This is a genomic window from Desulfomonile tiedjei DSM 6799, from assembly GCF_000266945.1.
In the GTDB taxonomy this organism is placed as follows: Bacteria; Desulfobacterota; Desulfomonilia; order Desulfomonilales; family Desulfomonilaceae; genus Desulfomonile; species Desulfomonile tiedjei.
This window is the reverse complement of the sequence record NC_018025.1, coordinates 1,219,633-1,233,156: the sequence shown is the minus strand read 5'-3', so window position 1 is coordinate 1,233,156 and position 13,524 is coordinate 1,219,633. Positions and strand designations below refer to the sequence as shown.

Genomic DNA, 13,524 nt, shown 5'->3' with positions numbered 1-13,524 from the left:
GAGAATCGGTATACTATGAGCCGGATATACAATTCCCGAGATTAGTGACCGATTGAAGATTAAGAATGTTGGTGGATGTCGGCCTCTGAGGAGAGAGAGACTGTCTCAAAGTCGAAATCTATCCTAAATCGTGGCACGACATCCTTCTTCCCGCCAATGAATTACCGGGCTATTATCTTACGTCCCTCTGGGACGTCAGCTTCCTGGGCCTCGAAGGGGCGACAAAAAATAGCCCGGGGCTTCAGCGCCGGGTGGCCAGCGTGGCACGATTCTGAGCGTCAATACGGTTTTGAGACACTTTCGAGACGCCGACCCCCTACCAAGTCCTTTGAATTCGGCCATCGGATAAATGTCGTAATTTTTTGGCAACCCCTGTGATACCTATGTCCTTTCATCAAGGCAGAGGAAACCTTCCCTCCAACAATTGAATTGCTACGAAATATATTAGTTTTTCTTGACATTTGAATCTATTTATGAAAGCTATCTCTCGCCACGAAAGGTAACTTGCTGCCTTGACGCAGCTTTGACATAGGTAATGGCGAGGAGCAGTTCAATGGTTCATGTGCGATGTCCCGAATGCGGATTTCTTCAGGTCATGTCCGAGGAAAGATTTCTTTCTATTTCCGATGAATTCATCGGTTGCCCGCATTGCAATGCGCAAGTACCGAAAAAATGGGAACCGCAGGAAGATTCTGTACCGGAAGAGGCACATCATAAAATGATCGCCTTTTCTCGCAGAATTCTGAATGGTGGCGGAGTATCCCGGGAAGTCGTCTTTGCCCTGGAGTCGCTGGTCCGTCACTACGGTGCGGTCGAAGATAGCAACAAGGCTCTTGGGCTGGGATATGCGGCCATGGGAGAGAAGAACAAAGCTGAGGAGTTTCTTAGGACTGCTGCTCAGGAATTCCCGGACGACAGAGAGATCTTGCATTGTCTTTTGGACTTGCTTTTTCAGCGCAATAAGTTCGATGAGGTGGCTCAGTTCGGCGAAGCGCTCGCCTCATTGGACCCGTCCGCCATAGGAAGTGGAGACGTGGCCAGATTGGCCCTCGCATATGCCGGAATGAACAATCCGGAGAAGGCGAAAACAGTTTTGGACAGTTATCCTCATATCGATTCCAGAGATCCGCTCGTCAAGAAGGCCAGAAAAGCATTGAACAAATCGGAAGCATCCGGCATTCGGTCCTTGTTGGGTAAACAGGGACCTCTCCAGCGTCTCCTGCTGGAAGCGGGCAAAGGAAGTCTCAAAACCTTGAGCGACAGAGCACGAAACTTTGTCGCAGGCGCAGGGCGCAATCCTCAGGGGAGCAGCCCGACCAAACAGCGACGAGCTGAGACGGTATCGACTTCAGTTTCCGGTACAAGCCCGGCAGTTCTTGAATATTGGATCTATACTCCCGGAAAAGTAATCCCCACGTGGGATGATCTGAGGACGCAACTCGTTGACTGTTGTTCAGGACGCTCCGAGAGGCAGCAGATGTTCCGCTTCCTCGAGAATGCCATTGAGAAGAACAGCCTGTCAATCGAGTATATTCTTCGTCACGAATCGGAAGCTTTGTTTCTCTATCCGGATGAGTTGATTCCCTGTAATTCCAGAGAATTGAGCGATGAGGATCGGACAACCTTAGCTCAAGCTGAGATGATTGTGCGGTTGAGGCTTACTCACGCGGAGACTGAAGCGGGGATCGAATACCTCGTTTTTGCTGCCAAATTCGTTGAGACTGTGCGCAGCCTGGTGAACGGAGTAGTCCAGGATGCAGCATCCCATGTGTTATGGGGAACCGAACAGTGGAAGAAACAGGTTCAACAGCCATCGAGACTTGTCGAAACGAATCTCCATTTTGAAATTCTTGCAGATGACGGGAATGTATGGATTCATTCTCACGGAATGCAGAAATTCGGGCTTCCCGATATCGAGATGGAAGGCATACCCGAGGATCTGGCGAATCGCGGCAGGATGGTGGTGCTTGCCGTCGCGGAATTACTCATAAAAAAACGAGGCGAGTGCAGCATTGAGACTGAAATTGAAATTCCCGGTGTCCCGGCGATACTGAATTTGGAACCTCAAGCCCCCGATCAGGAAGGACACTTTCCCAATGGGAGTCTCAAAATACGACTCGTGCCCGATGCTGAAGGTACTTTGGATGACGCGAGGGGAATTCTTTCGTCAGTGTCCTCCAGAATGTCTCATGCCTCGCTCGGCAGGAGAAGCGAACCAGGTGCAGACGCTGCCGAACCCGAAAAAGTGCCGGTCACTTTGCGAAGGGACATGGTGGAAGCTCACAAACGGGCGCGACAGGGATTACCGCTTTTCAAAACAAGCTTTCAGCAGTCTATCGATTCAGACGAGCACATTCATGCCGTGAAGGTGGGTTTTCCGGCTCAAGGCGGAAAGTATGAGTGGATGTGGGTGACGCTGGACGCCTGGCGCGGTCAGTCTCTCGTCGGACATCTGGAGAGCTCTCCCGTGTTGCGCAAAGATCTCAGCAAAGGCAGCCGAGTGCAGATTACGGAAGCGGAAATCTTCGACTGGGTCATAGTGCAGAGCGGGGACGTCCTGGAAGGGGCATACACAGAAAAGCTAACCGCATGAGGAGGCGCAGAGCGAATTACTGTCAAGCATGACCTGCGAGCCCATTGACAATCGCTTCCTGAGACGTTATCACCCTCAGGAAGATGATTCCGCACACACCCCTCGATAACTCATCTTATGCGCACGGCTGGAGCAGAATTGGCTTTATCATTCTGCTCTTCAGCTTGTTTGTCCTGTGCAATGTTCCCGAAGCCAGCGAAATCTCGGTCCTTCCGGATCAGGAAGAAAACACGGCAAAATCCGGCCCGGACAATACGGTAGATCAAAAAAACACTGCAATTCCCGATGAGAAGACTGCGGCGCTGCTTCGCACGCGGCAGGAGCAACTCTTGCTCTACGATCCGGCGATCGAAGAAGAAGAGCGGCTTATGGAATCGACAGTCCAGCTTCTGGATCGGGATTCTGCGGTGCGTTGGCTGTCATCCTTTGTGTCTGCCAGGCCGCTCAACTGCCCTGTACACTCGCAACAGAAATGGGTTGAGGCAATACTGGATGCCGTAGAGAGAAACCGACTGCCCCTGTGCAAAGAAATTCTTGCGCTCACTGCAACCCTGATCTCGATTGAAAGCAGCTTTCAGGTGGATCCCGTTGCCATCGATTCGTCCAAAGGTGAAGACATGGCAAGCGTCCTGGAAAGAGCGGAAGCAGAATTCTTTCAGAAATTCGGGCCTCTTCTATCCATACCTCCGGTGCCTCAGCTCTACGCGTTGTACAAGGAGAAGTATTACCCCAGGCTTTGTGCATGCCGCACAGAAGGAGACGTGGAAGTCCTGGCAAAAGAAATTGCCGAGGAGCTCAAAAAAGATGCCGAGCGGTTGCCCGGAGTGATTCGCAACGCGATCTACAAGGAGTTGGACAAACTCGCTAATGTGGTACGCACCAAAGGCTCCATGCAACTGAATTTCAACAGAGCCCGAACGGTCATGCGGGAACGGGGTGAACAGTTCACGGATGCGGAACTCACAAAGTATATGTACACCATGAAAGGCGGCATCGACGTTGGTGTGGCAGCATTGAGGCCTATGTTCGTACAGTACTCGGGAAGGTACGGATCTCCTGGGAATCTTTCATGGATGTTCTTCGTGGGAATGGACTATCATTACGGTCCTTTTTCCAGCAGAAACATGATGGAGCAAGTCAGGATCAGGGACCTTTCAGGACGCAAGATCGCTGTTGACGGCGATTTTCTACGATATGACGATTCAGGGAACCCTGTCGGAAAAGACTCCGAGACAATGGCAGCCGTGCTTTCCATTGTTCCTCCATCAATGCGAGGTGAAGTGCTGAAATCGCTTCTCCTCGAAAAAGATCAGCAGTACATCTATACGAACGTGCACAGGGCCATCCGTGACACTCACCGGGAGAATTTCGGAGAAACACCCTTTGCCGTTATCGGTGAGCTTTGGATGGGGGAATCTGCTCAGGTGAAACATGGCGGAAACTGGAAAACACGTTCGTATTTGAATAAGCTCGACAAATATCTCAATTCCATTCCCTGGGATAATTAATAGTCCAATTGGAAAACTGCTCCAAGACCCTAAAGCCCCGCGCCTGCAAATAGTTGCTGACGGCTCTTGTTCGGGAATATCACGCTAGATTTCAAGCATCCGGGGAGAAGAAAAATTCGAACCCCGTCAGGGGTGACCCCAAGGTAGCCACGGGTGCAAGAAAGCGTCTCAAAACCTGCGCACTGCGGCGAATCACGCAAGCCGGACGGGAGGACCTGCTTCTGGGAAAAAAGCAGTCCCGTCAAGTGAAGATCAGGCGAGGTTCGATCCGAGTGTACTGTCCGTTATAAGGTCATGGTCTCCCTCCGGCTGCTTACGTGAATGCCACCTCGCCGGATACCCAATGGTGGTAGAGCTTCCTGAGATTTATGGTCGTGCAAATAAGGTCCCACTGGGCCTTTACGTTGTCGATTCCGGCCACGGTCCATCGCCGAAAGCTTAATGCGCTCTTGATCCAGGCAAACGGTGGCTCGATAATCTTCTTTCGAGTCTTCAGGCGCTCTTTGTTCTCTGGTTTTTCCCTCTTGCTGCGGTGTCGTTCTAGGGCCGCCTCGTAAACGCTGAGGTCTATGAGGCGTCCGTTCTTGCTCTTGGAGCATTTCCAGCGATTGGGACACGTTAGAAAATCCTTGCAGTGATACCTGCGAACCTCATTGTGGTTCTTGCCGTTAATTTTCCGCTGATGAAAAGGCAACAAGCGCCCTTCAGGGCATATGAAGCAATCACGCTCCTGATCAAAGACGAACCGGGATCGGTGATAGAGATCCTCATCCGCACCTCTCTCGGAAACAATTTCCCCTGACGATTTCCCGATAAGAATGCCGTATTCTCGCTCATGGGCCAGACCTATCTGCCCTGAGGAAAAATATCCCCCGTCCGCCACATTTTCCTCTGCCACAGCGCCCAGATTCTCTTTCACCTTGTCGAGCATGGGGACCAATTGCCCGTTGTCGGCCCCATCCGTGACCACATCTGCGGCCACGATAAGGCCGCTCTTTTGGTCGGCAACCGCCTGAGCGTTGTACGACAAGTCTTTGGTCCGGCGATTCTTCATAAAGCGAGCTTCCGGTTCCGAAGGGTGAACTGACTTCTTGTCCGATTCATCCAACTCCTTCAGAGCCTCTTGTATCCGCTGTTTCCGTTTCAATCCGTCTTGCATGGACTGCGGAAGGCGATACTCACCGGTCTCTTCCCGCTCGGCTCTCTCTATCTCAGTCATCGCATCGGCAATCGTGCGGTCCAATCTCTCCGAAACACTTTCCAGAAACCTCTCCAGGTGCTCACGACCCCGAGCCTTGTCGTTGGATGAGACGGCTTGGATCTTGGTCCCGTCCACGGCATGAAGAGCTAGACCGATCAGATCGGCCTTCAGAGCAACACGAATCGACTGTCTGAACAGATGCCTCAATGATTTCTTGTTCGCCTTGAAGAATCGCCATAAGGAATTATGATCCGGAGCATTCATCCCCGTCAGCCAAATCAGCCCCATATTCTCAAGGCAACCCTTTTCAAGCTTACGGGTACTCCTGATCCGATTGAAGTATCCGAAAAGCCACACCTTCAACAGAAGATCTGGCGCATACGGAGGACGTCCTGTATCGCTGTCGGGAACCTCGATTCCCAACTCGGACAGATCCAAGGAATCCACGAAATCTCGGATAAAGCGCGCCGGGTGATCCTTAGCCACCCAGTCTTCCACTGACGGCGGAAACATCAAGATCTGTTCGTAATCGGCCCGGATCTGTTTGCCCATGACAGCCTCGTGGTTGTTGAATTCCTCTCCTTTCTAGTACATCTCTTGGCAAATCGCGAGCCCAAAATGGAGTTTTGAGACAGTTTCGCAAACCCGTGGAGCATTACGTCTCAGCACCGAATGAAACGACCCTGACGGGGTCGCCCGAAGAAACCCGAAGAAGCAAGTATTGCGATCTTCTGGAAGACCCTTTCAGGGTCCTGTAAGAGCATCGGTTTTGCGCATCCTCTCCGTGGGTTGACACCCACGGCTACCATAGGATTGCCCCTTCGGGGCAATTCATCATAGACTCCGGTGACGGAGAGTCTTCCTCCACGCGTCCGATTTTGGTTGACATCAGCCGCTCAGTATGAGAATTTTATTCAAAATTTCAGGTGGACGGAAATGGCTCGTTTAGGAATTGTCTTGATTGTCTGCTTCATGATGAGTGTTTCTCCGGTCAGCTCTTATGCAGCTAATCCGGAAGTCTCCGACAGTTCGTACTGGTCGGCGCTTGTTCACGAAGAGAATTCTCTGCGGGCCAGCGTACTGTATCTGCCTTATATGGTTCTCATGATCCCGGTCCGCATCATCGATGGCATAGTGAATCCCAAACCCGCCACTCTGGGAACCATGCCGCCCCCACCTCACAGGGCACACCCGTAGTCTTTTACCCGGTCCAGCAGGATCAGAGAAATGATGTAAACGCGTTTATCGCGTTCAATGTACCCGTTTCAACTTGTCTGCGAACCCTCCATCAATTCGTTTTGTACAGGTTTGCCTGAAGCCCTTTCCAGTTTTTCAGCAGTTCCCTGGCTTTTTCTTCCACATTCTTCCGGCACCCGCAACTATTCCTCAGCAACTCGAATGACACTCACTTTTTCCGCGCTATAGCAGTTCCCAAAATTAGTGACCAGTTGAAGATTAGGAGTATTGGTGGGTGCCGTGCCTCCATGCCGGCACATCTTCAATATGATCAATGATATCGATAGAATGGACCGGCAGAGAGAAACTGTCTCAAAATTCTCGAATGCAGAACAAATCGTGCCACGATTATCCATCCGAGTAGGGGCAGACCTGTGTGTCTGCCCTCATTTGGGCGGGCTTACAGGTCCGCCCCTACACTCAGGCAGAAAAGATAATGAGAAATTTGTGCCACGATCTGAGATAAATTTGGACTTTTGAGACACTTTCGGGACGCCGGTTCCTACCAATCCTGTAATTCACACGAGGGATGAACGACAGAAGTTTTGGCACTGACTCTAATCTCCAGCCTCCTCCCAAAAAAATAGCCGGGTTCGCATCAGACCCGGCGTTAGGAGGTAAATAAAGGAGTGTTGAAGTTCTCGTTGTTAATGTGTTTCTTTAAGTTCTGGAGATAACATATCAACATATGACTAATTTGTCAACATAAAATTACGAAACATCGCTTCGTCGGGAGAAAATTGTACCTACGCGGCAAGAAGACAGAAAAATCCGGTTTCTCTCAGAGAGAGGAGACTATTCGATGAGATTCGTTCGGGTGGCTCTCGTTAACGATGTGATTTTCGACAAAGAACATGTCGAGAAAACTGTGTTTCCCGACATCTCTGATACCTATTCACTTTCAAGCAGTAAATACCGGGGAAACCCTTCTTGGTAAGAAGTGTTTCCCCAAGCCCCTTCCCAAGAACTTTTAGCATTTGGTTTAAGTCACGGTTTTTCGATGGAAAAACCGTGATTTAAACAAGTGTTAAAAGTTTTTTGGAGGAGTTTGAGGAACCTTTTTTACAATTACAAAAAAGGTTCCTCGAGAATTACTTCTTTGAAAGTGAATAGGTATCAGACAGAGCCTCTCCGGGAGGCTTTAGTATTTTTCGTGGTGAGATATCCGATGAGCCAGCCCAGGGCCATAAAATTCAGGCCAAGACTGCCCAACTCGAGAAACTTGGTCAGTCCCGATTCCAGGAATCCTGCCTCACCGAGTTTCATTACGTGAAACACGAGAAGAGGCGTATCGATAAGCAGGAAAAGCACTGCGACCCAGACGAGATTTTTCTTCTCATTCCACATCGCGTATCCCAGCAAGAGTGCCGGAATAAATGCTCCTGCAAAATAGCCGATCTCAATCCAGGTCCAGCGATCGTAGGGGGCTGGTTCCGTGCCGAGCATGTAAACGTAACATACGTACAAGAAGCTCTTCAGGTAAAACCAGAGTCCCGCGAACCATAAGGCAAGCGGAAAATCCGGATCGAACCGTCTGAGGGGAAAACATCGGGCTAAAAATTTGCTATCACCCATGAAGAATTCCATTTCCGTTTTGAGGATACAAAGGGAATTGGCGGCACAATTCAAGGACTTCGTTGCGGGTGCGGGTAACAACGTCCTCATTCGCGTATTGGGTCAACACCTTGGAGATCATGCCGGCAATGAGACGCATTTCCTCTACGCCCATATTTCGGGTGGTCACTGCAGGAGTCCCTATCCTGATTCCGGAAGCTTTTCCCGGAGGCAGTGGATCGAATGGAATAGAGTTCTTGTTGACTGTGATCCCGGCGCTCTCCAGATATTCCTGTGCCTGGGCTCCATTAATACCCTTGTCGGTCAGGTCGATTAAAACGAGGTGATTGTCAGTGCCGCCGGAGATTAATCGAAAGCCCTCTTCCAGAAGACCGGAAGCCAGTGCCTTTGCGTTTTGAACCACCCGCGCCTGATATTCCTTGAACTGCTGCGTCATGGCTTCACCCAGGGCAACCGCTTTTGCCGCAATCACATGCATAAGCGGCCCGCCTTGCATTCCCGGGAAAATACAGGAATCAAGAGCCGCAGCATATTGCTGCTTGCACATCACGAGTCCGCCGCGGGGTCCACGAAGTGTCTTGTGCGTGGTGGTGGTGACGAAATCCGCATGGGGAAACGGTGAAGGATGCTGTCCCGCGGCAACCAGTCCGGCCACATGAGCTATGTCGGCCATGAGAATTGCACCGACCTCGGCTGCAATCTCGGCAAAGAGATCGTACCGTATTATTCGCGGGTATGCGCTGGCGCCTGCGATAATCATGCGCGGCTTATGTTTGCGTGCCAGGTCTCGGACCTGATCGTAATCTATCCTGTGGTCATCGGCACGAACCGCGTAAGGAATGACGTGATAGATGATCCCGGAGAAATTCTTCGGATGTCCCATGGAAAGATGGCCGCCATGAGCGAGATTCATCCCGAGATACGCGTCGCCCGGCTTCATCGCGGTAAAGTACACCGCCATGTTCGCTTGCGTTCCCGAATGAGGCTGAACGTTTATGTGATCGCAACCGAAAAGAGCCCGTCCGCGGGTTCTCGCCAGTTCTTCAACCACATCGGCATGGACACAGCCCCCGTAATAGCGCTTTCCGGGATAGCCTTCTGCATACTTGTTTGTAAAAATACTACCCTGTGCTTCCATAACGGCAGGGGAAGTGAAATTTTCGGAAGCGATTAACTCAAGGCGGTTCTCTTGCCTTTCCCTCTCGCAGGCCAATAGCTTGTAGATTTCCGGATCTGTTTGCTGCAGCGCGGTCATGTTGTCCCTATTCTGGAGAGCAAAGATGCATTCTCCTTTTCCTTAACCCTTATCCAAAGACAATAAGTCAGCAATTATCGATAAGATTTATTCTTCTGTTGTGGCGCCCGCCTTCGAAAGGCGTGTCCAGCCACTCCTTCAAAATGGCCAGGGCCAGTTCCGAACCGGTAACTCGCCCACCCAGGACCAATACGTTGGAATCGTTATGAGCACGACTCATGCGAGCATGGAATTCCGTTGTGCACAGTGCCGCTCGAATGCCTTCAAAGCGGTTTGCAGCAACGGACATGCCGAGACCTGTGCCGCAGATCAGTATACCACGCCCGGCCTCCCCCGCGAGAATTCGCTCGCAGAGGTTTTTAGCGAATACGGGATAATCGCAGGACTGCTCGCCTTCACACCCCACGTCTTTAACCTGAATTCCCCGGTCAGAAAGATACTGCCGGACCAAGGTCTTCAAAGCGAATCCTGCATGGTCCGATCCTATGAGAATCATCTCTGTCATGATACACGCCTGAACACCAGGCTCGCATTTTGTCCTCCAAATGCGAAACTGTTGGAAAGAGTATATTCCAACTGCCTGGTTATGGATTTATGCGGAGTATAGTCAAGGTCGCATTCCGGATCGGGATTTTCAAGATTGATAGTCGGAGGTATATTCCCGGTCTTTAAAGCCATCAGAGAGTAGATTGCTTCAACAGCACCTGCCGCTCCGATCAAGTGACCTGTCATGGACTTGGTAGAACTTATACTCACCGTGTATGCTGCCTCACGGAAAAGTTTCTTGATTGCCAGAGTTTCCATTTTGTCGTTGAGATCGGTTGATGTTCCGTGAGCATTAATATACCCGATTTCACCGGGATCGATTTCCGCATCTTCCAAGGCCATCTTCATGGCCCTGTAAGCGCCCTCGCCTTCCGGGTCCGGCATTACGAAATGATAAGCATCCCCTGTAGCTCCATATCCCATTATTTCCCCGTGAATCTCTGCTCCGCGACGTCGGGCGTGTTCTTCGGATTCTAAAACGAGAATGCCGGCACCTTCAGATATCACGAACCCATCCCTGTCTCGATCGAAGGGTCTCGATGCTGCCTCAGGATTGTCATTGCGCGTGGATAACGCCCTGAGAGCATTGAAAGCCGCAATGGACAAGGGAGTGACCACAGCCTCGGTGCCTCCTGCAATTACTACGTCGGCACGTCCTTCCCGAACGATTCTGAAACCCTCGCCAATAGCCGAAGTGCCGGAAGTACAGGCATTTACCAGGCCGAAATTCGCCCCCCTGAAGCCATATCTCATGGACAACATTCCCGGAGCAAGATTGATAACCGCCTTGGGAATAAGCAAGGGATGTACGCCTTTCGGACCTTTGGCATGATAGGCCAATACGCCGCTTTCAATGGTAAACAGTCCACCCATTCCCGACCCGACCACGATTGCGCATCGAAACGGGTCTTCCGGTGGCATAGGAAGCCCGGATTGCTCCATCGCTTCGCCTGCGGCCACCAGACAGAACTGCTGGTATCTGTCCATTCTCCGCAGTTCTTTGGCAGGAACATGTCCGCGAACGTCAAAATCCCCCCGAACCTCTCCGGCTATGCGAGTAGCGAAGAGGCCGGCGTCAAAAAGTGTAATCGGCCCTATTCCGGATCGGCTGTTGAGCACAGCCTCCCAGTTTGCCTGAACTCCCGTTCCAAGGCAGGTGACCATTCCCATCCCGGTTACGACGACTTTGTGCGGCACGGTTCCTCCGCAGGAGAAAATAGGTAAAATATGTCGGCCTACGAAGCCTTTTGCTGTCTGATGAAATCAGCGACGTCCTGAACGGTTTGAATCTTCTCTACCTGTTCATCGGTTATTTCCATCCCGAATTCATCTTCCAGAAGCGCTATCATATCGTAGATGTCCAGCGACTCGGCTCCCAGATCTTCCACGATTTTCGAGCTGAGCTGAATATTTTCTTTATTGACGTCCACGAGAACTTCAGCAACGAGTTCTACTACTCTGCTTTCGATATCGTCCATGTGTATTCCTCCAGACAAATCACAGTCTTTTTCCAGGCTGCTCCTAGAGAGGTGGAAGGGTCTGAATTCCCGGAATGCCCTCCCCGCTTCCCCATGTCACATATACAGCCCGCCATTTACCCGAATCACTTGACCGGTTATGTATTCAGACATTCCCGAGCATAGGAACAGAACCGCTGCAGCTACGTCTTCCGGCTTCCCAGTCCGGCGCAGTGGGACATGCGAGCGGATTGCCTCCATTTGATCTTCAGTGAGCTGATCGGTCATGCCGCCGGCGATTATACCCGGTGAAACGGAGTTCACAAGAATATTCCGCGGAGCCAGTTCCCGTGCCAGTGCTTTAGTGAATCCGATAAGTCCCGCTTTTGCCGCCGAATAGTTTGCCTGACCGGGATTTCCCGCCTCTCCCGCGGTGGACGAAATAGTTATAATCCGGCCTTTTCTCCTGCGGATCATGTTCTTGCTCACACTGCGGCACAGGTAAAATACACCGCTGAGATTCGTAGACACGACCTCATTCCAATCGGTATCCTTCATGCGCCCTATGAGCCCGTCCCGGGTGATCCCCGCGTTGCTCACGAGTATGTCGATTCCGTTTCGCTCCTGCACTGTTTCCGCTATTGCCCGGTCAACTGCCTGAGGATCGCTTACGTCAAATCCTTTAACAGTCGCCTGACCTCCGGAATGCCGTATTTTCTCAGCCACCAGATTTGCGGAAGCCTCATCAGTCCGGTAGTTGATAATGACATAAGCCCCGGCTCGAGCCAACTCAAGCGCTATAGCGCTGCCGATTCCGCGTGAGCCTCCTGTTACGAGTGCAGTTTGTCCATGGAGGGAAATCAACTCCGGGATCATTGCGGAGGGGCCTCCAATGCTCGAAGGGTTTCAAGATCCGAGATGCTCATTGCAGGAGCTTTCCTGTCGATTCGTTTCATCAGTCCGGTCAGAACCTTTCCCGGCCCTATCTCGATGAAAAGACTCGCGCCGGATCGCTGCATCGTGCGAACACAATCTTCCCAAAGAACCGGGCGAATAACCTGTTCCGTGAGAAGATCTTTAATGCTGTTGCCGGAATCAGGATAGAAATCGGCGTTCACGTTCGCAACCACAGGAAAAGCGGCATTGGCAGGAGACACCTTTTGAAGGCGCTCTTTCAATGCTTCTCTCGCGGGCTCCATCAGACTGGTATGGAATGCCGAAGAGACAGGGAGCATAACCGCTCGGGTTCTTCTTTCCTCTTTCACTGCTTCGAGAACTCGGTTCACCGCTTCCACATGACCGGAAATGACAGTTTGGTCGGGCGCATTGAAATTGGCCGCCTCAAGCACCTGCCCTCCTCTGTGCGCGTCGACGATCTTCTTGGCATCATCCCGAGAGGGACCTATAAGCGCGGCCATGGCACAGGTTCCGAGTGGTTGCGCGTTATCCATTCCCTCTGCGCGGACGCGAATGATGTCGAGCGCCTCACCGAATTCCAGAACACCCGCTGCGCAGAGAGCGGAATATTCTCCAAGAGAATGCCCCGCCGCCACAATAGGCGCAAAGGTGTATCGACTTCGCAAAGCGGCCAGGAGGGCCATGGAATGCACAAATACGGCAGGCTGCGTGTGAACGGTTCTGTTCAGCTCGTCTCCGAGATCGCCCGCCATGACACGGCTCAGGGAATAACCAAGAATATCGTCTGCACGTTCCAGGAGTTCACGCGCTTCCGGACTCTCTCGAATGAGATCCTGTGCCATTCCGGCAAATTGCGATCCTTGCCCCGGAAACAGAAGTGCGACCGATCTGAATTCCTGTACGGCTACAGATTGCATAGCACCAGTCGCTTACTATTCCATTTCTATGACGGTTCTGCCCTTGTAGAAACCGCAGCCCGGGCAGATTCTGTGCGGCATCATCGCCTGAGAACACTCCGGACACTGAACCAGATTGACAGGAGTCAGTTTTTTGTGAGTGCGCCGTTTGTCTCGCCTCGTCCGCGAGACCCGCTTCTTTGGTACTGGCATGACAAATCCTTTGCAGAATACATAGTCGAGTGAAGACCGTCTCTATTCACAATCTTCTAGATATACACCGGCCTTGACTCGAACTCAATATCTTTAGATCTGTCTCGAGCTTTTTTTGGCTTGGCT

At 51.5% G+C, this 13,524-nt stretch carries 12 protein-coding genes; 3 read left to right on the top strand and 9 right to left on the bottom strand.

Features of this window, described 5'->3' with window-relative positions; translation table 11 throughout:
* Positions 1–553 precede the first annotated feature (553 nt).
* Both DESTI_RS05205 and DESTI_RS05200 read left to right on the top strand, forming a co-directional pair.
* A complete protein-coding gene (locus DESTI_RS05205) occupies positions 554–2,593 on the top strand; it encodes a DUF2314 domain-containing protein (protein WP_014808916.1) in 2,040 nt (679 codons plus the stop codon).
* Between the two features lie 83 nt (positions 2,594–2,676).
* On the top strand, positions 2,677–4,101 hold the full coding sequence (locus tag DESTI_RS05200; RefSeq protein WP_014808915.1) for a DUF1615 family protein: 1,425 nt from the start codon (positions 2,677–2,679) through the stop codon (positions 4,099–4,101).
* Between the two features lie 313 nt (positions 4,102–4,414).
* Here DESTI_RS05200 and DESTI_RS05195 read toward each other — a convergent pair whose 3' ends face one another.
* Positions 4,415–5,854: an IS1182 family transposase gene (locus DESTI_RS05195; protein ID WP_014808019.1), complete on the bottom strand. Its 1,440-nt coding sequence runs from the start codon at positions 5,852–5,854 to the stop codon at positions 4,415–4,417.
* 384 nt (positions 5,855–6,238) lie between these two features.
* On the opposite strand from DESTI_RS05195, the gene DESTI_RS05190 reads away from it, so the two are divergent.
* Complete coding sequence (locus DESTI_RS05190; protein WP_014808914.1) at positions 6,239–6,499, top strand: hypothetical protein; 261 nt, start codon at positions 6,239–6,241, stop codon at positions 6,497–6,499.
* A gap of 1,155 nt (positions 6,500–7,654) precedes the next feature.
* Here DESTI_RS05190 and DESTI_RS05185 read toward each other — a convergent pair.
* The 8 genes from DESTI_RS05185 to rpmF form a co-directional block, all read right to left on the bottom strand.
* Entirely contained in the window at positions 7,655–8,113 is a 459-nt protein-coding gene (locus DESTI_RS05185) for a hypothetical protein (RefSeq protein WP_014808911.1), read from the bottom strand.
* Positions 8,106–9,368, bottom strand: a complete 1,263-nt coding sequence (glyA, locus tag DESTI_RS05180) for a serine hydroxymethyltransferase (RefSeq protein WP_014808910.1) — start codon at positions 9,366–9,368, stop codon at positions 8,106–8,108. Before glyA ends, DESTI_RS05185 begins: the two co-directional genes overlap by 8 nt.
* Positions 9,369–9,435: 67 nt before the next feature.
* Positions 9,436–9,873 carry a ribose 5-phosphate isomerase B gene (rpiB, locus tag DESTI_RS05175; protein WP_014808909.1) on the bottom strand — a complete coding sequence of 146 codons (438 nt, stop codon included), beginning with the start codon at positions 9,871–9,873 and terminating at the stop codon, positions 9,436–9,438.
* A complete protein-coding gene (gene fabF, locus DESTI_RS05170; RefSeq protein WP_014808908.1) occupies positions 9,870–11,111 on the bottom strand; it encodes a beta-ketoacyl-ACP synthase II in 1,242 nt (413 codons plus the stop codon). The genes rpiB and fabF overlap by 4 nt, the downstream gene beginning before the upstream one ends.
* Before the next feature lie 38 nt (positions 11,112–11,149).
* The gene (acpP, locus tag DESTI_RS05165; RefSeq protein ID WP_014808907.1) at positions 11,150–11,392 is read right to left on the bottom strand and encodes an acyl carrier protein; all 243 of its coding nucleotides are present in this window, start codon (positions 11,390–11,392) and stop codon (positions 11,150–11,152) included.
* A gap of 96 nt (positions 11,393–11,488) precedes the next feature.
* Positions 11,489–12,247 carry a 3-oxoacyl-[acyl-carrier-protein] reductase gene (fabG, locus tag DESTI_RS05160; protein WP_014808906.1) on the bottom strand — a complete coding sequence of 253 codons (759 nt, stop codon included), beginning with the start codon at positions 12,245–12,247 and terminating at the stop codon, positions 11,489–11,491.
* Entirely contained in the window at positions 12,244–13,206 is a 963-nt protein-coding gene (gene fabD, locus DESTI_RS05155; protein WP_014808905.1) for an ACP S-malonyltransferase, read from the bottom strand. Before fabD ends, fabG begins: the two co-directional genes overlap by 4 nt.
* Before the next feature lie 15 nt (positions 13,207–13,221).
* Positions 13,222–13,398 (bottom strand): 50S ribosomal protein L32, encoded by a 177-nt coding sequence (gene rpmF / locus DESTI_RS29730; protein ID WP_014808904.1) that lies wholly within the window; start codon positions 13,396–13,398, stop codon positions 13,222–13,224.
* Between the last annotated feature and the right edge of the window lie 126 nt (positions 13,399–13,524).

Coding starts and splice junctions, on each gene's coding strand:
- DESTI_RS05205 (WP_014808916.1), top strand. CDS start 554: ATGGTTCATGTGCGATGTCCCGAATGCGGATTTCTTCAGGTCATGTCC.
- DESTI_RS05200 (WP_014808915.1), top strand. CDS start 2,677: ATGATTCCGCACACACCCCTCGATAACTCATCTTATGCGCACGGCTGG.
- DESTI_RS05195 (WP_014808019.1), bottom strand. CDS start 5,854: ATGGGCAAACAGATCCGGGCCGATTACGAACAGATCTTGATGTTTCCG.
- DESTI_RS05190 (WP_014808914.1), top strand. CDS start 6,239: ATGGCTCGTTTAGGAATTGTCTTGATTGTCTGCTTCATGATGAGTGTT.
- DESTI_RS05185 (WP_014808911.1), bottom strand. CDS start 8,113: ATGGGTGATAGCAAATTTTTAGCCCGATGTTTTCCCCTCAGACGGTTC.
- glyA (WP_014808910.1), bottom strand. CDS start 9,368: ATGACCGCGCTGCAGCAAACAGATCCGGAAATCTACAAGCTATTGGCC.
- rpiB (WP_014808909.1), bottom strand. CDS start 9,873: ATGACAGAGATGATTCTCATAGGATCGGACCATGCAGGATTCGCTTTG.
- acpP (WP_014808907.1), bottom strand. CDS start 11,392: ATGGACGATATCGAAAGCAGAGTAGTAGAACTCGTTGCTGAAGTTCTC.
- fabG (WP_014808906.1), bottom strand. CDS start 12,247: ATGATCCCGGAGTTGATTTCCCTCCATGGACAAACTGCACTCGTAACA.
- fabD (WP_014808905.1), bottom strand. CDS start 13,206: ATGCAATCTGTAGCCGTACAGGAATTCAGATCGGTCGCACTTCTGTTT.
- rpmF (WP_014808904.1), bottom strand. CDS start 13,398: ATGCCAGTACCAAAGAAGCGGGTCTCGCGGACGAGGCGAGACAAACGG.